Raw genomic sequence first — 19,503 nt, forward strand, 5'->3', positions numbered from 1 at the left:
TCGGCCAAAGAGATCTCTTGCTTGGGAGACATCCGCTCAGGATGCTGCAAGATATTGGTTTTTGGGGAAATCCCCTTCGTCATTATGACCTGAAGAAGGGGACGGGCGGGAAGAATTTATTGTGAAACTACTCACAACTCATAAATCTTCCAGATAGTGGTAGAGACTCTTAAGAATCGCAAAGTTCCGTTCGTTACTCTGGTTCTGCTCGGCCAGTGCCTCGAGACGGGGCACGTAGTCCGGCAGACGACGGCTGAAGTAGTCGCTGCAGTGCAGGCGCCAGCGTTTCTGCTCTGCTTCGCTCAAGGTGTGCGGCCAGTTGCGGGCGCGGTAGCGGAACAGCATCTCCGGCAGCCGGACGTCGGTAAAGGCGAACTCCCGCTCACCCAGCAGATCCGCGGGGGTGGCACGCACCAGATCCATGGTGGACTTGTCGCCATGGCCAAAGAATCCGGCGTAGAGCTGGGTATCGGGATCGCTCTCATTGCTGCCGGCGAACTCCTGATTGAATACTTCCACCAGTTTTTCCCGCACTTCGGGGTGGGCGCGCAGCAGATCCAGGCTCTTGCGGCACTGCTCCCGATTGATGCCGAGCTCGTCGGCGCGCTCCGCCGTCAGGGTGGCGGCCGGCGCCAGTACCGGGCACTTGTTGATGTGTACCAGTTTCACCGGAATGCCCGCCAGATCCCCCAGCTCCTCTTTTTTGGTATAGAGGCGCTCGCGGATCTCCTCGCTGGTGAGCTCGATAAGCGGGGTGGGGTCACGGGTCAGATCCACCATGATCACCGCGTTCTGGTTGGTGGGGTGCCAGGCAAGTGGCGAGACCCAGCTTGCACAACCCTGCCAGGGGGAGAACATGCCGGAGACGTGCACCAGCGGCTTCATGGTCACCACGTCAATCAGCGCCTTCACCTTGTTTTTGTTACGCAGATCAAAGAGATAACCAAACAGCTTGGGTTGGGCTTTTTTCACCAGCTTGGCCATCTCGATGGTGGCCAGCACGTCCGAGAGTGCATCGTGAGCATTGGCGTGGGCGACGCCGTTGGCGACCGTCAGCTTCTCCAGCCGGAAACTCGGCTTGCCCTCATCGTCAAACGCCCACTCGATCCCCTCCGGCCGCAGGGCATAGCAGGCTCGCAGCATGTCGAGAATATCCCAGCGGGAGTTGCCGTTCTGCCAGCTGTAGGCATAGGGGTCATAGAAGTTGCGATAGAGGGTGTAGCGGGTCACCTCATCATCGAAGCGGATGCTGTTGTAGCCAAGCACACAGGTATTCGGCGTGGCGAACTGCTCGTGGATCTGGCGAATGAAATCCGCCTCGCACAGCCCATCCTTCATCGCCTTTTGCGGCGTGATACCGGTAATCAGGCACGCCTCCGGATCCGGCAGGTAGTCTGCCGGAGGCTTGCAATAGATGACCAGCGGCTCGCCAATGATGTTGAAATCCGCATCGGTACGAATACCGGCAAACTGCGACGGCCTGTCCTTGGCGGGGCTGATGCCGAAGGTTTCGTAGTCGTGAAAATAGAAGGTAGGATTTGTCTGCTGGTTCATTACGTGGTTCTGAATTGTGTCTATATGTTTGAAAAACAAGTCGTTATACGAGGTGTTATCTCAGATTGTCTCACTTTGTCCGATCTTGATTCAGTCCGTTCCAGACCAGTTTGGTACATATCTGTGTACACGTTAGGACGCGTTAATGTGTCAGTGAAAAATCAGATAACCAGTCACATGAGAGTCATATGCCACTTACTGATACGAAGCTACGGGCCCTCTATGGTAAGCCCTACTTTGGCAAGACGGAATTGTCAGACCGTGATGGATTGTCAGCTCGGATCACCGAGCGAGGCACCATCTCGTGGCAATATCGCTATCGCTGGCAAGGAAAAGCGGCGAGACTCAAAATTGGACGCTATCCCGACCTTAAACTCGCTGATGCCAGGGCGTTGATCCCTGCTATCCGTGGCGCTCTTGAACGTAATGAACATCCCAGAGTTTTTTGGGATAAACTCCACCAGAAGCATGATGTCACCCTGAAACAGTGCTGCGAGCATTTTCGTGAGCACCATTTGCCCAAGCTGCGGCCTCGTACGGTCATGCTCTATGAGCATACCATGCAGCGCTATTTCGAACCTCTGTTTATTGGTATTCCGGTGGAACAGATCCCGTTTTCGAGCTGGCTGGAGTGGTTTGATAAGATTGGCAAGAAAAAGCCGAAAAACGCAGGGCATTTATTGCGCAGGTTAAAGTCCATTCTGAGTTTTTGTATGCGACGTAATCTCATGGGTGGCTCTCCGAAGTCGAAATTACGTATCGAACATGTTGGCTTTCAACCCGAGAGAGAGCCTCGCGTGCCGACCAAGCGAGAGCTGGCTCACCTGCTGGGTTGATAACGAGGTCATGAACAACTGGTTTTACCACGACCATCATGGGCATCAGTCTCTATTCCTCCTCGTTAAAATACGGGGGTATAGGTAAAGGAGCATACGAGGAATGAGGCGGTGCAAACGGAGAGAGTGGTGCACCGAAAGAAGATATTAGGGAGGGGAAGCACCATCGCCCGTTGGCAGTGACGGTAATTTACCGGTTCAAGCAGTTGCTGGCAGGAAATAGCATTCTCAGGAAATGCAACGGTCAGGTAGGAGAAGTGGTGGCGCATATGAGTGCGATAAACAAACGGAACTCCTTGCTCTGCCTGTAAAGAAGCCCCAAGTGTTGTAGCAGCACATGGGGCTTCGGAAGTCATGACTTGCTGGCTGAGTTAGGCAACAATGCCCTGCTCGACATTTTGTGACTCGCAATCAAAACAGTTGCTCGTCGTCGGCATCCACAAAGAGCTGCAGACGGTCGCGTTCCTCATCCCGATGCAGCCGCAGGTGGATTGGATTGCAACAGGCCATGCAATCTTCGTAAAACTCCTGATCACCCTGGCTGGCATCCAGCTCGACCCGGGTATGGTGACCGCAGTGGGGGCAGACGATGCGCTTGCTGGTGTACTCGATCATGATAACCTCCTCGGGCCCTCAGGCCGCCTATCTACCCTGATTCTAGTCGGGCTGCAGGGGGTTAACCGCGAGCAAACGCACGTTTATGACAGAGATCAAGGCTGAGGGATGGCAAGGTGCAACCGGTTGGACTGGTCGTGTGCGAGAGGAACAATCTGGTTGAGAATGACAGGTGAAAAGAGGGAAATTGCCAACGGTTGTTTGGCAATCACAGGGGGCAGGAGCCCCCTGCGGGTATGAGAACGCGAGCGCAACAAGGCGTCGATAGGCGCTACTTGACCCAGCTGGCCAACATGTCGGCATTGAGCTCGGCCAGCGAGCCGAGCTGGTAGTTGGCGATGGCCAAGCGTGGGTCACCCACTAAAGCGGGATCCGGCACGATCAACGCGGTCATGGAGGCCGCCTTGGCCGCCAGCAGACCGGTAAAGCTATCTTCGATGGCCAGACAGTGTACCGGTTCCACTCCCAGCTTTTCGGCGGCGTGGATGTAGACATCCGGGTGCGGTTTGCCGAAACGCTCTACTTCAGCGGAGTGAACCGCCATAAAGCGATCGCGAATGCCAAGTTTGCCGAGCACCGCTTCTACCATCGCAAAGGGTGATGAGGTAGCCAGACCCACTTTCAGCCCGCGGGCCTCGATAAGGTCGAGCGCTTCCAGCACACCTGCTTTGGCCTGACCTTCGGAGAGGATCAGGGCGTTGACCCGATCCAGAATGCGCTGTACTACCTCTTCCTGAGTTGGGCCGCTCCACGGGCGCAGGCGATACCAGTGGGCAACCAGCTGATCGATGCGCACGCCTATGGTCGATTCACAATCCTCAACGGTGTGGGGGTGACCCAGTTCGGAGAAAACGGCGATTTGGGCCCGTTGCCAAAAGGGTTCCGAGTCGATCAGAACACCATCCATATCGAAGATCACGGCAGCTAACATCTTGTACTCCTGACAAATTTGAAGAGGGGATTATAAGCCTGACGGGGAAATGCAAAAGGGGCATTGCCATGCCCCTTGCGCCCGATCACATCGGCAAACGTTTGTTTTGCTGTGGCAAAAAAGCACTTAGAACAGTACTTCGACCTTGGCGGCCACGGCTTTGGCTTTCTCTACCGCATCCTGGCAATCCTCTGCGCGGGCCAGCGCCACGCCAAGACGGCGGCGACCGGCGATCTCCGGCTTGCCAAACAGCCGCAGCTGGGCACCCGGCACCAGCGCCAATGCCTCACCAATCCCCTGATAGCGGATATTCTGGCTGTGCCCTTCGCGCAGCACCACGGCAGAGGCGCTCGGCCCGTACTGGGTGATGGTGCCGACCGGCAGCCCCAGAATGGCGCGCACGTGCAGGGCGAACTCGGAGAGATCCTGGGAGATCAGGGTCACCATGCCGGTATCGTGGGGACGCGGCGATACCTCGCTGAACCACACTTCATCGCCTTTTATAAAGAGCTCGACTCCGAACAGGCCGTAACCACCGAGGGCCTCGACCACCTTGGCGGCCACCTCTTTGGAGCGGGCCAGCGCCAGCTCGCTCATCACCTGTGGCTGCCAGGATTCGCGGTAGTCGCCATCTTCCTGCCGGTGGCCGATAGGGTCGCAGAAGTGAATGCCATCGACGGCGCGTACCGTGAGCAGGGTGATCTCGTACTCGAAGGGAACGAAGCCCTCGACGATCACCTTGCCACGACCGGCGCGGCCACCCTCCTGGGCGTATGTCCAGCTCTCATCCAGCTTGGCGAGATCGCGCAGTACACTCTGCCCCTTGCCGGACGAACTCATCACAGGTTTCACCACGCAGGGCAGGCCGATAGCCTCGACTGCGGCGACAAACTCCTCCTTGCTCTGGGCAAAGCGGTAGGGGGAGGTGGGCAGACCCAGGGTCTCGGCGGCGAGGCGGCGGATCCCTTCCCGGTTCATGGTGAGCTGGGTAGCGCGGGCGTTGGGCACTACCTTGACCCCTTCTTGCTCAAGGGCAGCAAGGGTATCGGTGGCAATCGCTTCAATCTCGGGGATGATGAGGTCGGGTTTAACCTCGGCAACCAGGGCACGCAGGGCGTTGCCATCGAGCATGTCCAGCACGTGGGCTGCGTGGGCCACCTGCATTGCGGGGGCGTTGGCATAGCGGTCGGCGGCGATCACTTCGATCCCGAACCGTTGCAACTCGATGGCGACCTCTTTGCCAAGTTCGCCGGAGCCCAGCAGCAGGGCACGGGTGGCGCCGGGGCGGGTTGCGGTTCCAAACATACGATCTCTCCTGATGTCGATGGTCATTGTTGATGATCGCTATCGCACGAATAGCGGACAAAAAAAGAGGCACGCATGGCGTACCTCAGGAAACGGGTTTGTGAGCGCGCTGCTCCAGATGGGTCAGCAAGGTAATGGCGCCAATGATGATGGCGGCGCCAAGCCACAGACGGCCTGGGGGCGCCCAGCCAAATACCAGCCAGCCCGCCAGCACGTTCATCGGCAGCTTGGCAAAATCGAAAGGTTGTACGAAGGAGGCCTCCGCCACGCTGTAGGCGCGAGCGATGGACATCTGGGCCAGTGCCGTCAGTACGCCGGAGGCGGCTACCAGCAGCCATTGGCTCTCGCTTGGCCACTGCCACTCCGGCAGGGCCAGCATGACGTTGAACGGGGTACTGAAGATAAGCAGATACACCACTATGGTGTGGGATGATTCGTTGGCTGCCTGATAGCGCACCATCAGGGAGTAACCTGCCCAGAACAGCGCCGCCGCCACCGGCAGCAGGGAGGCCCAGTTGAATTCGTCAGTCCAGGGGGCGAGGATCAGCATGGCGCCGGCAAAGCCCGCCAGGGTGGCCAGAATGCGGGCGCGGCTCACCTGCTCCTTGAGCAGCAGGGCGGAGCCCAGGGTGGCAAACAGCGGTGAGGTCATCAGCAGGGCGATCCCCTGCCAGATGGGGACGGGGTACGCCAGTGCCCAGAGCCAGAGCTGGATGCCGATCACTGCCAGCAATACCCGCAACAGGTGCAACCGGAACTGATTGGTCATCAGGGATTGGCGCAGGCCATGACGAACCAGCCAGGGCAGCAGGCAGATCAGGGCGATCAGGTATTGATGAAAAGCGACTTGGGTCGATGGGAGGCCAAGCTTGAAGCTGACATACTGGCTCAGGCTGTTGACGGCGGCGAAGCAGAGTCCTGCCACCATCATCCAGACTGCACCGGCCAGAGGAGAGTGCCTGCGCGAGGGTATCATGGGATCCGGGTCGCTGGAAAAAAGTGCGGCGGATCATAACGGCAATCGTTTGTTCTGCCAAGGGTTGAGGCGTGGCCGCGTGGCTGGCTGGCGAGGAAGTGGCCTTTCATCAAAAATTTTGAACAAGTTGAGCATCTATTTTCGCTATCAGCAAAGAAGCGCAATGTTTAGAGTGACCTCCATCGACAGCGCAGCTGTTCAACCGACAACCAAATGGAGTTTCACCATGGCCAATATCCTCGTTCTCAAATCCAGCATCCTGGGTCAATATTCCCAATCCAACGCCCTGATCGACGGCTTCCTGGCTGACCATCAGGATGATGTCGTCACCGTACGTGATCTGGCTGCCCTCAACCTGCCGGTGCTGGATGGCGAGCTGGCCTCCGGCCTGCGCGGTGGTGACAACCTCAATGAGCGTCAACTGGCGGTGATCGCCCAGTCCGACGAGCTGATCGCCGAACTCAAAGCGAGCGACTTGGTGGTGATTGCGGCCCCCATGTACAACTTCAACATCCCGACCCAGCTGAAGAACTGGATCGATCTGGTTGCCCGTGCCGGCGTCACCTTCCGCTATACCGAGACCGGTCCGGTCGGTCTGGTTGAAAATACCCGTGCGCTGGTGATCAGCCCTCGCGGCGGCATGCACGTTGGTAGCGCCACCGATCTGGTCACTCCCTACATGCGTACCGTGCTAGGTTTCATCGGTATCAAAGAGGTGGATTTCATCTACGCCGAAGGGATGGGGATGGGCCCGGATGCCCAGAGCAAGGGGATGGAAGCGGCTAAAGCGCAGCTTGAGGCTCTGGCTATCTAAGGGCTCTCTTCTATAAGGGCTATCTATCCCGTCAGGGGTTATCTCTTCAAGGGGTTGCCCTGCGAGATACAAGAACGCAGCCATCAGGCTGCGTTTGTTTTTTTGGCTTGGTGTGATTGCGACAAGACCGTAATGCTACAGAGAGTATCGCGGCAAGCGGTCGGTATAGACGCTCTGGCGGAGTCACTACTCCATCATAAAGCGGCGACAACCACGCACCAGCAGCAATGCCACCATGACCAGCAGGCCAAGCAAGAGGGTGGTCAGCCACTGTTCGGTACTTTGCGGCAAGTGGGGCGTGAAGAGGCTGATCATCAACAGGGTACAGAGCGTGATCAACAGGCTCTGGCGGGTCATCAATATCATGGGGTCATCCTTGGTTTGCTCACCTGAAACGATTTTAATGCCCTCTTGTGACAGGGTGATGTATCCGTGCATCACCCTGTTGGGGCTCTTCAGACCATATCAGGTTTTTACCGCAGAGCCAGCGCCATCACTGGCGCTGTGATCCCGATCCCGCTAGCTCTCTTTATCTGAACTGCTTTTGCTCTGGCTGATAGTGAAAATCGCCGCTGGCGAGCCGCGCTTCCAGTGCCGCCTGATCGATCTCCTGCGCTTTGCAGAGATCATCCAGATCGTCATAGCGATCACGCAGCTGCATATTGACGACGCTCAGCAGCATGTTGATGTCCATGGTGGCAAACTTTTTCAAATCCATGATTATTTCTCCCGATCCAGTGATTGCAGCTGCTCGATGGCGGCGCTGACGCTGTGCAGATGCTGGCGGATCGCCTCGCGGGATTCGCTAGGCAAATAGTCTGTCAGGGTATGTTGCCAGCTGCCCGCTTCACTCTTGAGCTGCAGGAAGAGGGCGAGCCCGGCATTGGTGAGGGAGACCAGGCTGATGCGTTTGTCCTGCTCGCTGCTCTCGGTAAAGATGATCCCTTTTTCGACCAGACGGCGGATCTCGCGGGAGATGCGCACCTTGTCCATGCCGCTCGCCTCGACCAGCTCTTTCTGGCTGATGGGGTAGTTGGGGCCGAGCACCATCATCAGGCGCCATTGCGGCACGGTCAGCTGGTAACGCTGTTCATAAAACTGTTCGAAGGTATCCCGTAGCATCTCGGCGGCATGTACCAACTGATAGGGCGGGTAGTGAGCGAGTAACGCTATGATTTTTGACATATTACACCCTGCTGTGACGGCTGCATCAGATGCAGTTTCTTTTGATACTTTGACATTGATGATACGAAACTCAAGCTGATTTGTCTGACCCGGTTGCGATGAAATGTGCGGTGGCGCACGCCCTCAAGGAAAAACCGGGTCTGACCGACGGGATTTTAAGCCAACGCTGTTCAGCCTTTACGCAACCAGATGAGGGCGTTCTGCTTGAGCCAGGCCTCGCGAGTGTGGATAGCGTAGAGCGCGGCCTCGTCGCGGCTGCCCGCTTGCCAGCTTTGTGGCTCCTGTTTGGGCAGCTTGCGCTGACCCAGCAGGCAGGCCGGAATGTGCGGGTTGGCCTCGATGGCGACCAGCAGATGGGGCTTGGCTGCCTCGGCACCCTCGGTAGCAAAGACCATCAGCGCTTTGTTATAGAGCAACCAGCTGGAGGCTTCATCGAAGCGCACCAGCAGGGCGGCCAGCGCCTGCCAATCCCCTTGCAGTGCATAGAGGGTGGAGAGGTTGTAGCGGCAACCCAGCTCATCGGCCACGCAGATTGTCAGCAGCGCCAGATACTCCGCTTTGGCCTCGCCCAGCTTGCCAAGGCGCAGCAGGCAGTCGGCGCGGCCGGCTCTGGCGGCCAGCAGGGGGCGCAGTTCGGGGGCACTCCAGCCGTGACCGGCGATTTGCTGCCAGAAGGCTTCATCAAAGAGCGGAGTGGCATCAGCGATGATCTTCTCGAACCAGCCGAGGCGGGCCTGATGATCGCGGCAGCTGTCGGCCAGCTCGAACCAGGTCTGCCACTGTTGGGCCTGCTCGCCATTGAGGGCCACATCAGCGCTGGGGGCGGCCTGATACTGGTCGAGGTTGAGCAACTGGTTGAGGGCGGTTTTCATATTCTGGCGCTGGCGTTTGCAGAACTCGACAAAGGGGAGTTCGCTGGCGGCGGCGCTATAGAGCATCTGGGCCATCTGCTTGTCGCGAAACAGGCTCAGCTCGGCGGCCAGACTGAAGCGGTACTGGGTGGTCGGGTCGTTCAAATCCTTCGGCTTGGGCCAGGTGGCAAAACCCATGCTGAAGCCATAACACCATTGACCGAGGGGGTGGCTCTGTTCGAACACCTGCTCGGGGTTATCGCTGGGCAGGCGGCACTGGCTGGGCAGGGCCAGCTGGGCGTCGTCGGCTTGGGATTCCAGTTCGGCGATCAGGTGGTTGAGGGCTTCTGCGCTTTTTTCATCCAACTCGGCATCCTGTTCCAGCAGACCAGTCAGCGGGCGTTGCCAGTCAGGGGTCTCTGGCCCCACCAGACGGGCACAGAGAAAACCGTGCAGGGCCGGGTAGGTCATGTCCTGATCGCTGTGGCTCTGGATCCATTGATTAAGATGGCGGGTACGAGTGGATGGGTTCATCGACAGTTCCTCTGGATTTGAACAGCCGCGAAGTCTACCTAAAAGTGGGGTTATTTGCAGCAAATGGCCGCCTGTTTGGCGATTTAATCACCATTGGCGGATAAGATAGGGGCGAAAGGGCGGCTCGTGGTGGCTTGGGGACTAGGCCGGATCACCGCTCTTGAGGTAACATGCGCGCCCATAGGGGCCATGTTCAGTTGGCCCATCCGGGTAATGAAAAAAGAGAGCACCATGATACAGATTGGCAAGATGAACACCCTCACCGTTGTTGAACTCGAAGATCGCGGCGCCTGGCTTGCGGCCGATGAGTACGGTGAACTGCTGCTGCCCAAGCGTCAACTGCCGGAAGGGGTGAAAGAGGGGGATAGCGTGCAGGTCTTCCTCTATCTGGATGCCGATTGCGAACCGGTGATCACCACCGACAAGCCATTTGCCATGGTGGACGAATTTGCCGGTCTGAAAGTGGTCAATGCCAACAAGATTGGTGCTTTCCTCGACTGGGGCATGAAAAAGGATCTGTTTGTGCCGAGCCGCGAGCAGAACAAGCCGATGCAGGTGGGCCACGTTTATCTGGTGCGTCTGCAACTGGATAACGAAGGGCGCATGGTCGGCACCAGCCGCATCGAGCGTTTCCTGACCCCGGCCGGCAGTAACTTCAAGGTCGGTGACGAAGTGACCGCGCTGCCGGGCGAGCACTCGCCCCTTGGCATCAAGGTGATCGTCAACGGTCAGTATCCCGGCATGCTGTTCAAGAACGAAGTGTTTGGCCGGGTGATGACCGGTCGGCCGCAAACCGCCTGGGTCAAGCAGGTGCGCGAGGATGGCAAGCTCGATCTGACCCTGCAAAAGCCGGGTCTTGCGCGGGTTGATGACGCCGGTGAACGCATTCTGAGCCGGATGAAAAAGCAGGGCGGCAGTCTGGCGGTGGGTGACAAGAGCGAACCCGAGCTCATCTACAAGCTGTTCAGCATGAGCAAGGGTACCTTCAAGAAGGCGATCGGCGGCCTCTACAAGCAGGGCAAGATTGTCATCGAAGACAATGCCATCACTCTGGTGGCCACAGAGACCGACTCGGCAGTGGATAGCGAATAAGATGCCGAGCCCCTGTGTTGGCCTCTGCAAGGCGAAAGATGGGCTTTGCCTTGGTTGTGGCCGCACCCTGAGCGAGATCGGCCACTGGTCGGCGATGGATAGCAAGGCCCAGCTGGCGGTGATGGCCGAGCTGAATGGCTCGAAAAGCACCCACTGCTGTCCGGGTTGTGGCGAACCGGCCTATTGCGCCGTCTCTGCCGGTCAGACTATTGCGCAGTGCTGGTGCAGCCAGTTGCCGGTATTGCCGATGCAGGAGGCCAGCGCTTGCTGGTGCCGCCGCTGTCTGGCCAAGGCCATCGCGGCGCAGGATTAGCAGAGAACAGAAATAAAAGAGAATACAGAAACAAGAAAGGCGCCGATGGCGCCTTTTTTATGCCTGCTGCTGGCGATGCCAGCGCACATGCACTTGATCTTCGGTCAACAGACGGGGCAGCAGGAAGGTGGCGAAGATCACCTCAAACTCATCCTGATGATCCAGCAAACCGACCCACACTTCGACCCAGCGCTCCATATCGACCGGCTCACCAAGCTCGGTCGACCAGTCGGCATTGGGCAGAGTCGCCTCCACGGCGCCACGCTGCTCAAACTCCAGGGTGATGTCGACTATTTGTTCGGGGGCCAGCATATCGGCGGCCTGCTCAAGAAACTGATCATAGGCCCATTCGACCAGCTGATCCGGGGTACGCTGTTCCATGAAATCACTCCAGATACATCGAGGTTCGCTACTGTAACAATTATTGGCTGTGGCGGCCAGACCAGTGCGCCGGGCGTGCCTGACCTGTCCAAGTTGCCGTTGGGGGAGTATGGTTAAGGCGCGGATCATCTGGCAGGGAGTAAGGGGATGAAGCAGCGGGGACGGCGGCAACAGATCAAGCGACGGCGCGAGGCCTGGTGGTGGCACTATCTGCCGCTTCACCGCGAGACGGTGGGCGGTCATCTGGGTCCACCGGAGAAACCCGATGAGCCCTGAGGATCAGTCTGCCTGATGCACCCGATTGAGGGTGATCTGGCCCAGTTGACCCATTTGGCGGCGGATCCAGACCGAGCGCTTCTGCACATAGAGTGAAGGGGGCTTGACCCGATAACGCCACGGATTGGGCAGGGCGGCGGCCAGCAGGGATGACTCGTAGCGGGTCAAGCGGCTGGCCGGTTTGCCGAAGTAGGTACGGGCCGCGGCTTCGGCGCCATAGATGCCGGGGCCGAACTCCACGATATTGAGATAGACCTCGAGAATGCGGGCCTTGTCCCAACCCAGCTCCATCAGTAGGGTAAACCAGGCCTCCAGCCCCTTGCGCAGGAAGCTGCGATCACTCCACATAAAGAGGTTCTTGGCGGTCTGCTGGCTGAGGGTGCTGGCGCCGCGTACCCGTTCGCTGTGCTGGTTGTGCTTGAGCGCCGCGTTGATGGCATCCATGTCAAAGCCGTTGTGATCGGCAAAGCGCTGATCCTCGGCGGCGATCACCGCCAGTTGCAGCTCTTTGGAGATGGACTCCAGGTCTACCCATTCATGGCGTACCTGGGTGATCTTGGCGGGCGGAAAGAGGGCCCGCTCGATACGCCAGCTCCACATCGGCGGATCGATAAAACGCAGCAAGGCGACCGAGCCGACCGAGCAGAGCAGCCCGGCCAGCGCGATCTTGCCTGCCCACCTCAACACCCGGCGCCCAAGGGATGCAGATGGACGCTCAGGGGCCACAGAGTCAGGGTCAGACTCCCACTGATAATGGCTGGGATCATCGGGATCCGGAATTATTGGGGCAGCCATTCGATGTGGCAGAACTTCTCGTCAACACGGCGGGAGAGCAGCATGCGGGCAAACAGGTGCTCATACTCTTGTTCTTCATTGCCAAGGCCGACCCAGATCTCGGCATAGTCGGTGTCGCTCACCGCAAAACCCACGTCCGCTTCCCAGTCATCGGCCGGGTCGGTTTCGGCCAGCAGGCCGCGGTCGTTGAACTCCTGATTGAAACGGGCGATCTCCTGCTCCGGCAGGTTGTCAGAGGCCAGCTCCATAAAGAGTTCGAGGGCGGTATCGAGCAGTTCCTCGACGCTGTGCATTTCGTCATTCATAGACATAAGCGGTCTGTTCCAGAAAAGAGAAAAGGTGCCGACGCAGATCACAGCCTGCGGGGCGGCGCTATTCTAGCGGTCGGCAGACCCCTTGGCGAGATGATGCGAGCCGCTGTGACCTGTTTTTGTGCCAATAAAAAACCGGATCCAGTGACAGGATCCGGTCTTCATTGGGGGAAGGGGTCACGCATAGGGCGTCAGCTCATCCCTTCTTGTCATCGGCGAAGGTGATGTTGAGCTCCAGTACCGACAGCTCATCACTCTTCTGATCCAGTTGGACGGTTATCTTCTCCGGATCAATGTTGACGTATTTGCGGATCACATCGAGGATGTCCTGCTTGAGCTGGGGCAGGTAATCCGGCCCCCCTCTGGATGAACGCTCGTGAGCAACAATGATCTGCAACCGCTCTTTGGCCAGTTGTGCGGTGTTCTGTTTCTTGTTGGAACGAAAATAATCCAATAATGACATGTTTAACTCCCGAACAGTCGGCTAAAGAAGCCCTTCTTCTCTTCTTCCAGAAAACGAAATTCCTTGGCATCGCCCAGCAGGCGGGACACCGCATCTTCGTAGGCCTGACCTGCATCGGACTCCTTGTCCAGAATGACCGGTTCGCCGGAGTTGGAGGCGCGCAGCACCGCCTGGGACTCCGGGATCACCCCGAGCAGCGGGATGGCCAAGATCTCCTGCACATCCTGCACGCTCAGCATGTCGCCGCGGTTGACGCGGGTCGGGCAGTAGCGGGTCAGCAGCAGGTGCTCCTTGATGGGGTCTTCACCACGCTCGGCGCGGCGGGACTTGGAGGCCAGGATGCCAAGGATGCGGTCGGAGTCACGCACGGAAGAGACTTCCGGGTTGGTGGTGACGATCGCCTCGTCGGCAAAATAGAGCGCCATCAGCGCGCCCGCCTCGATCCCCGCCGGGGAGTCGCAGACGATGTAATCGAACTTCATCTCCGCCAGTTGATCCAGGATCTTCTCGACCCCCTCACGGGTGAGGGCATCTTTGTCCCGGGTCTGGGAGGCGGGCAGGATAAACAGATTTTCCGAGCGTTTGTCCTTGATCAGCGCCTGATTGAGGTTTGCTTCCCCATTGATGACGTTGACGAAGTCATACACCACGCGCCGCTCGCAGCCCATGATGAGATCCAGGTTTCTCAGACCGATGTCAAAGTCAATGACCACTGTCTTGTGACCACGCTGGGCTAAGCCGGTGCTCAGGGCCGCACTGGTTGTGGTCTTGCCAACGCCACCTTTACCCGATGTAACGACTATGATTCGCGCCATTCTCGCTTCCTTGTAACTCTATTTGATACGGTCTATTCGGAGTTGTTCGTTGTCCAGCCGGACGTGTACCGGTTGCTGGATCAGGCCTGCCGGCAGTGCATCGCTCAGCTGGAATGTGCCCGCGATGGAGAGCAGCTCGGCCTGTAATTGCTGGCAATAGATCCGGGCCTGGGTGTTTCCCCGGGCACCGGCAATGGCTCTGCCACGCAGGGTGCCATAAATATGAATGCTGTCGTCGGCGAGCACTTCAGCTCCCGGACTGACGGACCCCAGCACCACCAGCGAGGTGCCGGCGGCATAAATCTGCTGGCCGGAACGAACCGGTCCCACATGTACCTTGCTCGGGATCAAGGGGACGGGTTCGGGCTCGGGAACCACCTCTGGGGCGGCTGGCGCGGGGGCAGGCTCGGGTTCCGGTTCGCTCTTGCGACTCTTGCCCGAGGCCATCACGGCTAGTCCCACCGCCTTGGCGGCTGTCTTCATCTCTTCACTGCGCGCCCCCGTGATGCCGACCAGCACAAACTCTTCGGACTCCACCAGCTCCTTGAGCTGTTCGAAATCGGGAATATGTTCCAGTCGGGAAACATTGATCACCAGCGGTGCGCAATTAAAAAAGTAGGGTGCCTGGGCCACTTTTTCGGCCAACAACTGACGTATCCGCTCAGGCTCGCCATCGCTGATATGCAACACAGAAATAGTGAAGGTGGTCCCTTTCAATTCGTTATCGCGCTCAACCATGAATCTTCCCCGAGGCAGAGATGCTAATCCGTTATTGTTATTCAATTCCTGATGTTATAGTTTGCCCCCATCAGAGGCAATAAACTCGTCGGATTATATCAATTTCCATGTTGTGTGCAGTCTATAAAAGTCGCAAAAAAGCCGAGACCTACCTTTTTGTTGAAAAAAGAGAGGATTTCTCCCGCGTTCCCGAGCCACTGCTGAGCGCATTCGGGCGTCCCGAGCTGGTGTTGATGACCAAGCTGGATCCGGCCAAGCCCTTGGGGCTGGCTGATGTCGGCAAGGTGATGGCCGCGCTGACCAACCAGGGGTTCTACCTGCAGGTGCCGCCGCCTCCCGAGAATTTGCTGGAGCAGCACAAGGCCAGCCTGAAAAAGCCATCCTGAATATCCAGCCCCGTGGTGCGTTCTGCCCAGCGGGGCTAATTCTTTGTGACTCTGCATGACGCATTCCGGCCCCGGAGAGGTGGCCTGCGATAATCCCGTGACAGGATTTGGCCAAATTAAACCCTCCCTTTGGTGATATTCACTTTTCGCTGTTTAAATAGAAAGTCAATCTGCTCCCAACACCATATCGTCAACCTTTGCTGGCGCTCACAAAAATAGCGAGTAGCGCGCACTCATATCCGCCATTCCAACGGCTATTGGCCCATTCATCGATTATTTTCAGCCTCTTCCTTGGGCGCTTTTTTTGTCTCCACTGCGCGATGAGTTATCCATCAAATGGGGCGCAAAGAGGGCGATGATAACTGTGCTAAAACCAGTTTGCGCGATGTGCTGTGGCCAAAATGATGAGCTAACCCACTGTTTGTGTGCTTGATTGTTTGCCCTGATCACGAAAGTGCCACATAGGTGGAAATCAAAGTGGCGGCGTGATATCCGCAGGGTGAGCGGTAACCGCATTTTGCCAGGCAAGGGTATGCCCAAAGGGGAGGATATTGAGCTGAGGGGCCATCTTGATATCAATTAGTTGTGAAAGCGTGGCAGGGGCAGAACGTCGCTTCCAATCCATTGAGACGAGTTAATCAAGGTATGTAATTAGAGAGGCATTTAGACAAGGCAATCCACATTGCGGTGGCGTAGCAGGGGTATATCAGCAACGCCCTACAGTGAAATGGTCGGTATGCCGTTATAAGTGCCCGGCATCCCATTCGGGCAATAAAAAAGGCGGGATATCCCGCCTTTGTTCAGATGAGGGTCGCAACCCTTATTTATTCGCAAGCAACCTGCATCACCTTGATGGCCAGACCACCACGGGAGGTTTCACGGTACTTGGAGTCCATGTCCTTGCCGGTGATGTACATGGTCTCGATCACCTTGTCCAGAGAGACGCGCGGCTTGGAGGTACGACGCAGGGCCATACGGGAGGCGTTGACAGCCTTCATGGCTGCGATGGCGTTACGCTCGATGCAAGGCACCTGTACCTGACCGGCAACCGGATCACAGGTCAGACCCAGGTTGTGTTCCATGCCGATCTCGGCAGCTTCGCAGACGTGCTCCGGGCTACCGCCCATCAGCTCGGTCAGACCGGCAGCGGCCATGGAGCAGGAGACACCCACTTCACCCTGACAGCCTACTTCGGCGCCGGAGATGGAGGCGTTCATCTTGTAGAGGATGCCGACGGCACCGGCAGCCAGATAGAAGCGGGTGTACTCGTCGCGGCCAACCGGCTGGATGAACTTGTCGTAGTAGGCCAGTACGGCCGGGATGATACCGGCAGCGCCGTTGGTCGGGGCAGTGACCACGCGGCCACCGGCAGCGTTCTCTTCACTCACCGCCAGAGCGAACATGTTGACCCAGTCAACGATGTTCATCGGGTCACTCGAGAGGTTCTCGTTGGTGTTGAGCTGACGGTAGAGCGGTGCGGCACGACGGGGTACACGCAGCGGGCCGGAGAGAACGCCTTCGGTACGGCAGCCGCGCTCGATACCTTCGCGCATGGTGTTCCAGATCTTGCCGAACTTCTTGTAGATCTCTTCCGGAGTGTTGAAGCACTTCTCGTTTTCCATCATCAGGGCAGAGATGGAGAGACCGGTCTGGCTGCAATGGGCAACCAGCTCGGCGGCGCTCTTGAACGGATAGCGTACGGACATGTCGCCGCTGTCAGCCTTGCCGAAGTTCTCTTCGTCAACGATGAAACCACCACCGATGGAGTAGTAGGTCTTGCTGTAAACCACTTCATCTTCAATCAGGGCGGTCAGCTTCATGCCGTTTTCGTGCAGCGGCAGGGCTTCGTCGTGGAATACCATGGCGTCGCGCGGGAAGCTGACGGTGTGGCAGTGCAGGCCGATCGGCAGGCGCTCGGTCTGTTCAACACGGGAGATAAACTCGGGGATGGCATCGATATCGACATTTTCCGGCAGGTTGCCAGCCAGGCCCATGATGATGGCAGTGTCGGTATGGTGGCCTTTGCCAGTCCAGGAGAGGGAGCCGTAGACGTCGACATTGATCCGGGTTACATCGCGGATCTTGCCGCCCGCGCGCAGCTCGTCAACAAACTGTTTGGCCGCTTTCATCGGGCCAACAGTGTGGGAAGAAGAGGGGCCTACACCGATTTTGAAGATATCAAAAACGCTGATCATGTCACTATTACCTCAGGGTAGAAGGGGGCGGCATGCCCACTCACAGAAATTTGGGAGATCCATGGAACGCGCTTGTCAGCGCAGGTCACAGAACCAGATAACCGTAGTGTAACGGCTCCAGACCTAAAAAAAGTTGAAATAGATCTATTTTTGTTGAATCTGAGGCGCGAGTATAAAATTTATTTTTGTGCTTATCCATTTTGTTAAGCGTTTGCCCATAAAAATACCCGGCGATGCCGGGCATTTCGGAACCAAATGGAGTCATTTGCCGTTTTTTAACATTCGGTAATGTTAACGGCGAGGCCGCCACGGGCCGTCTCCTTGTATTTGGTCTTCATGTCGTTGCCGGTCTCCCACATGGTCTTGATCACCTTGTCGAGCGACACCTTGTGCTCACCGGTGCCGCGCAGGGCGAGGCGGGCGGCATTGATCGCCTTGACCGCCCCCATGGCGTTGCGCTCGATGCAGGGCACCTGCACCAGTCCGCCGATGGGATCGCAGGTGAGGCCGAGATTGTGCTCCATGCCTATTTCGGCGGCGTTCTCCACCATGGCCGGACTACCCCCCAGCAGTTCGGTCAGCGCGCCAGCCGCCATGGAGCAGGCAACCCCAACTTCACCCTGACAGCCCACTTCGGCCCCGGAGAGGGAGGCGTTCTTCTTATATAAGATGCCGATGGCAGCCGCGGTGAGGAAGTAGCGGATCAGCGTCTCGTCATCCACCTTGTGAACGAAGCGATCGTAGTAGTGCAGCACGGCGGGAATGATGCCCGCGGCGCCATTGGTGGGGGCGGTCACCACCCGGCCACCGGCGGCGTTCTCTTCGTTGACCGCCAGCGCAAAGAGATCGACCCACTCCATCACCATCAGCGGATCCTTGTTGAAGTTGGTCTCGCAGCTTAACTGGCGGAACAGCCCCGGGGCGCGGCGCCGAACCTTGAGGCCGCCCGGCAGCACCCCTTCGCTTTTGCAGCCTCGCTCGACGCAGCCCTGCATCGCCTGCCAGATCTTGCGCAGCCCCGCTTTTATCTGCTCATCGCTGCGAAAGACCCGCTCGTTGGCCAGGATCAGCCCCGAGATGGAGAGGCCGCTCTCCTGACAGTGGGCCAGCAGTTGGGCGCCGCTGTCGAACGGGTAGGGGACAGGATGTTCGGCATCGGACTTGGCGGCCTCTTCTTTGGCGGTGGCAAAGTGGCTCTCTTCAATGATGAAGCCTCCCCCGATGGAGTAGTAGGTCTGGCTGAAGCGCAGGTTTTCCTCTTTATCAAAGGCCCGCAGAGTCATGCCGTTGGTGTGGGCCGGCAGGGTCTTGCGGCGGTTGAAGATGATGGCACCGGTGCGCGGAAAATGGCTTGGTTGCTCGCCTGCCAGCGGCAGGCTCTGCTCCTTTTCCACTCGAGCCAGAATGGCGGGAATCGCATCGATATCGACCGATTCCGGTTCAAAGCCCGATAACCCTAGAATGATTGCCTTGCCGGTACCGTGCCCTTTGCCGGTCTGGCCCAGCGAGCCGTAACACTCCACTTCGACCCGCGTGACCTGTGGCAGATGGCCTTGCAGCTTGAGCTGCTGGACGAAGGCATAAGAGGCACGCATGGGGCCGACGGTATGGGAAGAGGAGGGGCCAATTCCGATGGAAAACAGGTCAAACACGCTGATCATGACATCAATCCGGTGATGGTTTATGTCTGTTTATTCTAGGATTTTTGCCATGGATAGGAAGCGGGGATGTGCGGTGCTGTGACATGGACACAGATAATGGGGCTGGGGTGGCCAATAAGGTTGAAGGGGGGGGCCCCTTCAACCGGCCTGATCAGTCGAGAAATTCGCACAGGTAGGCGGTGGGGGTTTTCACTTCCAGTTTGAAGGAAGAGTGACCGGCCACCAGGAAGGATTCACCCTGGCTGTAGGTGTGCCACTCATCTTCATCAGCCAGCTGGATGGTGAGGGCGCCCTTGATCACTGTCATCCGTTCGGGGGCGGCGGTGTTGAACAGGTAGTCACCGGCGTTCATCACCCCGACGGTTGATTTCTCGCCTTTTTGTTCGAAACCGATGGATTTTACATTTCCGTCGAAATACTCGTTAACTTTCAGCATCTTTACATCCCTGTGTGTACGTTTGTGCAGCCAAACTAGC

The 19,503-nt window shown here is 57.8% G+C and carries 24 protein-coding genes and 1 pseudogene; 7 read left to right on the plus strand and 18 right to left on the minus strand.

Annotated elements, in window-relative coordinates; genetic code table 11:
* Positions 1-138 precede the first annotated feature (138 nt).
* Complete coding sequence (sbcB, locus tag G5182_RS01250) at positions 139-1,554, minus strand: exodeoxyribonuclease I (RefSeq protein WP_227340634.1); 1,416 nt, start codon at positions 1,552-1,554, stop codon at positions 139-141.
* 188 nt (positions 1,555-1,742) lie between these two features.
* Between sbcB and G5182_RS01255 the strand changes: the two genes are divergently transcribed.
* Together G5182_RS01255 and G5182_RS01260 are read left to right on the plus strand one after the other, a co-directional pair.
* Positions 1,743-2,390 carry an Arm DNA-binding domain-containing protein gene (locus tag G5182_RS01255; RefSeq protein WP_227340633.1) on the plus strand — a complete coding sequence of 216 codons (648 nt, stop codon included), beginning with the start codon at positions 1,743-1,745 and terminating at the stop codon, positions 2,388-2,390.
* An 87-nt stretch (positions 2,391-2,477) separates the two neighbouring features.
* Positions 2,478-2,721, plus strand: a pseudogene (locus G5182_RS01260) (IS5/IS1182 family transposase); the annotation flags it as partial.
* Between the two features lie 80 nt (positions 2,722-2,801).
* Here the strand turns inward: G5182_RS01260 and G5182_RS01265 are convergent.
* From G5182_RS01265 to G5182_RS01280, 4 genes are all read right to left on the minus strand, one after another.
* Positions 2,802-3,005: a CPXCG motif-containing cysteine-rich protein gene (locus tag G5182_RS01265; protein WP_042012540.1), complete on the minus strand. Its 204-nt coding sequence runs from the start codon at positions 3,003-3,005 to the stop codon at positions 2,802-2,804.
* 271 nt (positions 3,006-3,276) lie between these two features.
* A complete protein-coding gene (gene hxpB / locus G5182_RS01270) occupies positions 3,277-3,936 on the minus strand; it encodes a hexitol phosphatase HxpB (protein ID WP_005360961.1) in 660 nt (219 codons plus the stop codon).
* A 126-nt stretch (positions 3,937-4,062) separates the two neighbouring features.
* The gene (gene purT / locus G5182_RS01275; RefSeq protein ID WP_227340632.1) at positions 4,063-5,241 is read right to left on the minus strand and encodes a formate-dependent phosphoribosylglycinamide formyltransferase; all 1,179 of its coding nucleotides are present in this window, start codon (positions 5,239-5,241) and stop codon (positions 4,063-4,065) included.
* Between the two features lie 85 nt (positions 5,242-5,326).
* Positions 5,327-6,217 carry a DMT family transporter gene (locus G5182_RS01280; protein ID WP_100653666.1) on the minus strand — a complete coding sequence of 297 codons (891 nt, stop codon included), beginning with the start codon at positions 6,215-6,217 and terminating at the stop codon, positions 5,327-5,329.
* Positions 6,218-6,443: 226 nt separating this feature from the next.
* Here G5182_RS01280 and G5182_RS01285 point away from each other — a divergent pair, with 226 nt between their 5' ends.
* On the plus strand, positions 6,444-7,031 hold the full coding sequence (locus G5182_RS01285; protein WP_162506373.1) for an FMN-dependent NADH-azoreductase: 588 nt from the start codon (positions 6,444-6,446) through the stop codon (positions 7,029-7,031).
* A 186-nt stretch (positions 7,032-7,217) separates the two neighbouring features.
* On the opposite strand, the gene G5182_RS01290 is transcribed toward G5182_RS01285, so the two are convergent.
* From G5182_RS01290 to G5182_RS01305, 4 genes are all read right to left on the minus strand, one after another.
* Positions 7,218-7,397 carry a hypothetical protein gene (locus G5182_RS01290; protein WP_139741912.1) on the minus strand — a complete coding sequence of 60 codons (180 nt, stop codon included), beginning with the start codon at positions 7,395-7,397 and terminating at the stop codon, positions 7,218-7,220.
* Between the two features lie 163 nt (positions 7,398-7,560).
* Positions 7,561-7,749 (minus strand): DUF4250 domain-containing protein, encoded by a 189-nt coding sequence (locus G5182_RS01295; RefSeq protein ID WP_227340630.1) that lies wholly within the window; start codon positions 7,747-7,749, stop codon positions 7,561-7,563.
* A 2-nt stretch (positions 7,750-7,751) separates the two neighbouring features.
* Entirely contained in the window at positions 7,752-8,216 is a 465-nt protein-coding gene (locus G5182_RS01300) for a MarR family winged helix-turn-helix transcriptional regulator (protein WP_005336856.1), read from the minus strand.
* A 170-nt stretch (positions 8,217-8,386) separates the two neighbouring features.
* Complete coding sequence (locus tag G5182_RS01305) at positions 8,387-9,601, minus strand: UPF0149 family protein (protein WP_227340629.1); 1,215 nt, start codon at positions 9,599-9,601, stop codon at positions 8,387-8,389.
* Between the two features lie 231 nt (positions 9,602-9,832).
* Here G5182_RS01305 and G5182_RS01310 point away from each other — a divergent pair, with 231 nt between their 5' ends.
* Together G5182_RS01310 and G5182_RS01315 are read left to right on the plus strand one after the other, a co-directional pair.
* On the plus strand, positions 9,833-10,693 hold the full coding sequence (locus tag G5182_RS01310) for a CvfB family protein (protein ID WP_005336853.1): 861 nt from the start codon (positions 9,833-9,835) through the stop codon (positions 10,691-10,693).
* A gap of 1 nt (position 10,694) precedes the next feature.
* The gene (locus G5182_RS01315) at positions 10,695-11,006 is read left to right on the plus strand and encodes a DUF1289 domain-containing protein (RefSeq protein WP_107683055.1); all 312 of its coding nucleotides are present in this window, start codon (positions 10,695-10,697) and stop codon (positions 11,004-11,006) included.
* Positions 11,007-11,063: 57 nt separating this feature from the next.
* Here the strand turns inward: G5182_RS01315 and G5182_RS01320 are convergent, their stop codons facing one another.
* Entirely contained in the window at positions 11,064-11,387 is a 324-nt protein-coding gene (locus G5182_RS01320; protein ID WP_005336851.1) for an HI1450 family dsDNA-mimic protein, read from the minus strand.
* 147 nt (positions 11,388-11,534) lie between these two features.
* Here G5182_RS01320 and G5182_RS01325 point away from each other — a divergent pair, with 147 nt between their 5' ends.
* On the plus strand, positions 11,535-11,663 hold the full coding sequence (locus G5182_RS01325) for a hypothetical protein (protein WP_019445852.1): 129 nt from the start codon (positions 11,535-11,537) through the stop codon (positions 11,661-11,663).
* Positions 11,664-11,666: 3 nt separating this feature from the next.
* On the opposite strand, the gene mtgA is transcribed toward G5182_RS01325, so the two are convergent.
* The 5 genes from mtgA to minC form a co-directional block, all read right to left on the minus strand.
* Positions 11,667-12,458 (minus strand): monofunctional biosynthetic peptidoglycan transglycosylase, encoded by a 792-nt coding sequence (mtgA, locus tag G5182_RS01330; RefSeq protein WP_227340628.1) that lies wholly within the window; start codon positions 12,456-12,458, stop codon positions 11,667-11,669.
* Positions 12,443-12,769: an HI1450 family dsDNA-mimic protein gene (locus tag G5182_RS01335; protein WP_005352317.1), complete on the minus strand. Its 327-nt coding sequence runs from the start codon at positions 12,767-12,769 to the stop codon at positions 12,443-12,445. The genes mtgA and G5182_RS01335 overlap by 16 nt, the downstream gene beginning before the upstream one ends.
* 196 nt (positions 12,770-12,965) lie before the next feature.
* Entirely contained in the window at positions 12,966-13,232 is a 267-nt protein-coding gene (gene minE / locus G5182_RS01340) for a cell division topological specificity factor MinE (protein ID WP_005336848.1), read from the minus strand.
* 2 nt (positions 13,233-13,234) lie between these two features.
* Positions 13,235-14,047 carry a septum site-determining protein MinD gene (gene minD, locus G5182_RS01345; protein WP_005336847.1) on the minus strand — a complete coding sequence of 271 codons (813 nt, stop codon included), beginning with the start codon at positions 14,045-14,047 and terminating at the stop codon, positions 13,235-13,237.
* Between the two features lie 18 nt (positions 14,048-14,065).
* Positions 14,066-14,785: a septum site-determining protein MinC gene (gene minC, locus G5182_RS01350; protein ID WP_227340627.1), complete on the minus strand. Its 720-nt coding sequence runs from the start codon at positions 14,783-14,785 to the stop codon at positions 14,066-14,068.
* Positions 14,786-14,892: 107 nt separating this feature from the next.
* Here minC and G5182_RS01355 point away from each other — a divergent pair, with 107 nt between their 5' ends.
* Complete coding sequence (locus G5182_RS01355; protein ID WP_005360946.1) at positions 14,893-15,171, plus strand: YcgL domain-containing protein; 279 nt, start codon at positions 14,893-14,895, stop codon at positions 15,169-15,171.
* Between the two features lie 824 nt (positions 15,172-15,995).
* Here the strand turns inward: G5182_RS01355 and G5182_RS01360 are convergent.
* From G5182_RS01360 to G5182_RS01370, 3 genes are all read right to left on the minus strand, one after another.
* Positions 15,996-17,366 (minus strand): L-serine ammonia-lyase, encoded by a 1,371-nt coding sequence (locus G5182_RS01360; protein WP_005336844.1) that lies wholly within the window; start codon positions 17,364-17,366, stop codon positions 15,996-15,998.
* Between the two features lie 275 nt (positions 17,367-17,641).
* A complete protein-coding gene (locus G5182_RS01365) occupies positions 17,642-19,027 on the minus strand; it encodes an L-serine ammonia-lyase (protein WP_139443603.1) in 1,386 nt (461 codons plus the stop codon).
* Positions 19,028-19,178: 151 nt separating this feature from the next.
* Positions 19,179-19,463 (minus strand): pyrimidine/purine nucleoside phosphorylase, encoded by a 285-nt coding sequence (locus G5182_RS01370; protein WP_005336842.1) that lies wholly within the window; start codon positions 19,461-19,463, stop codon positions 19,179-19,181.
* Positions 19,464-19,503: the final 40 nt, after the last annotated feature.

The sequence above is a fragment of the Aeromonas sp. 600948 genome (genome assembly GCF_049174875.1).
Lineage (GTDB): Bacteria > Pseudomonadota > Gammaproteobacteria > Enterobacterales > Aeromonadaceae > Aeromonas > Aeromonas veronii_A.

Coding starts and splice junctions, on each gene's coding strand:
- G5182_RS01315 (WP_107683055.1), top strand. CDS start 10,695: ATGCCGAGCCCCTGTGTTGGCCTCTGCAAGGCGAAAGATGGGCTTTGC.
- minD (WP_005336847.1), bottom strand. CDS start 14,047: ATGGCGCGAATCATAGTCGTTACATCGGGTAAAGGTGGCGTTGGCAAG.
- minE (WP_005336848.1), bottom strand. CDS start 13,232: ATGTCATTATTGGATTATTTTCGTTCCAACAAGAAACAGAACACCGCA.
- G5182_RS01335 (WP_005352317.1), bottom strand. CDS start 12,769: ATGTCTATGAATGACGAAATGCACAGCGTCGAGGAACTGCTCGATACC.
- G5182_RS01290 (WP_139741912.1), bottom strand. CDS start 7,397: ATGATATTGATGACCCGCCAGAGCCTGTTGATCACGCTCTGTACCCTG.
- G5182_RS01295 (WP_227340630.1), bottom strand. CDS start 7,749: ATGGATTTGAAAAAGTTTGCCACCATGGACATCAACATGCTGCTGAGC.
- G5182_RS01355 (WP_005360946.1), top strand. CDS start 14,893: ATGTTGTGTGCAGTCTATAAAAGTCGCAAAAAAGCCGAGACCTACCTT.
- G5182_RS01280 (WP_100653666.1), bottom strand. CDS start 6,217: ATGATACCCTCGCGCAGGCACTCTCCTCTGGCCGGTGCAGTCTGGATG.
- G5182_RS01305 (WP_227340629.1), bottom strand. CDS start 9,601: ATGAACCCATCCACTCGTACCCGCCATCTTAATCAATGGATCCAGAGC.
- G5182_RS01320 (WP_005336851.1), bottom strand. CDS start 11,387: ATGGAACAGCGTACCCCGGATCAGCTGGTCGAATGGGCCTATGATCAG.
- mtgA (WP_227340628.1), bottom strand. CDS start 12,458: ATGGCTGCCCCAATAATTCCGGATCCCGATGATCCCAGCCATTATCAG.
- G5182_RS01360 (WP_005336844.1), bottom strand. CDS start 17,366: ATGATCAGCGTTTTTGATATCTTCAAAATCGGTGTAGGCCCCTCTTCT.
- minC (WP_227340627.1), bottom strand. CDS start 14,785: ATGGTTGAGCGCGATAACGAATTGAAAGGGACCACCTTCACTATTTCT.
- hxpB (WP_005360961.1), bottom strand. CDS start 3,936: ATGTTAGCTGCCGTGATCTTCGATATGGATGGTGTTCTGATCGACTCG.
- sbcB (WP_227340634.1), bottom strand. CDS start 1,554: ATGAACCAGCAGACAAATCCTACCTTCTATTTTCACGACTACGAAACC.
- purT (WP_227340632.1), bottom strand. CDS start 5,241: ATGTTTGGAACCGCAACCCGCCCCGGCGCCACCCGTGCCCTGCTGCTG.
- G5182_RS01325 (WP_019445852.1), top strand. CDS start 11,535: ATGAAGCAGCGGGGACGGCGGCAACAGATCAAGCGACGGCGCGAGGCC.
- G5182_RS01300 (WP_005336856.1), bottom strand. CDS start 8,216: ATGTCAAAAATCATAGCGTTACTCGCTCACTACCCGCCCTATCAGTTG.
- G5182_RS01365 (WP_139443603.1), bottom strand. CDS start 19,027: ATGATCAGCGTGTTTGACCTGTTTTCCATCGGAATTGGCCCCTCCTCT.
- G5182_RS01370 (WP_005336842.1), bottom strand. CDS start 19,463: ATGCTGAAAGTTAACGAGTATTTCGACGGAAATGTAAAATCCATCGGT.
- G5182_RS01255 (WP_227340633.1), top strand. CDS start 1,743: ATGCCACTTACTGATACGAAGCTACGGGCCCTCTATGGTAAGCCCTAC.
- G5182_RS01285 (WP_162506373.1), top strand. CDS start 6,444: ATGGCCAATATCCTCGTTCTCAAATCCAGCATCCTGGGTCAATATTCC.
- G5182_RS01265 (WP_042012540.1), bottom strand. CDS start 3,005: ATGATCGAGTACACCAGCAAGCGCATCGTCTGCCCCCACTGCGGTCAC.
- G5182_RS01310 (WP_005336853.1), top strand. CDS start 9,833: ATGATACAGATTGGCAAGATGAACACCCTCACCGTTGTTGAACTCGAA.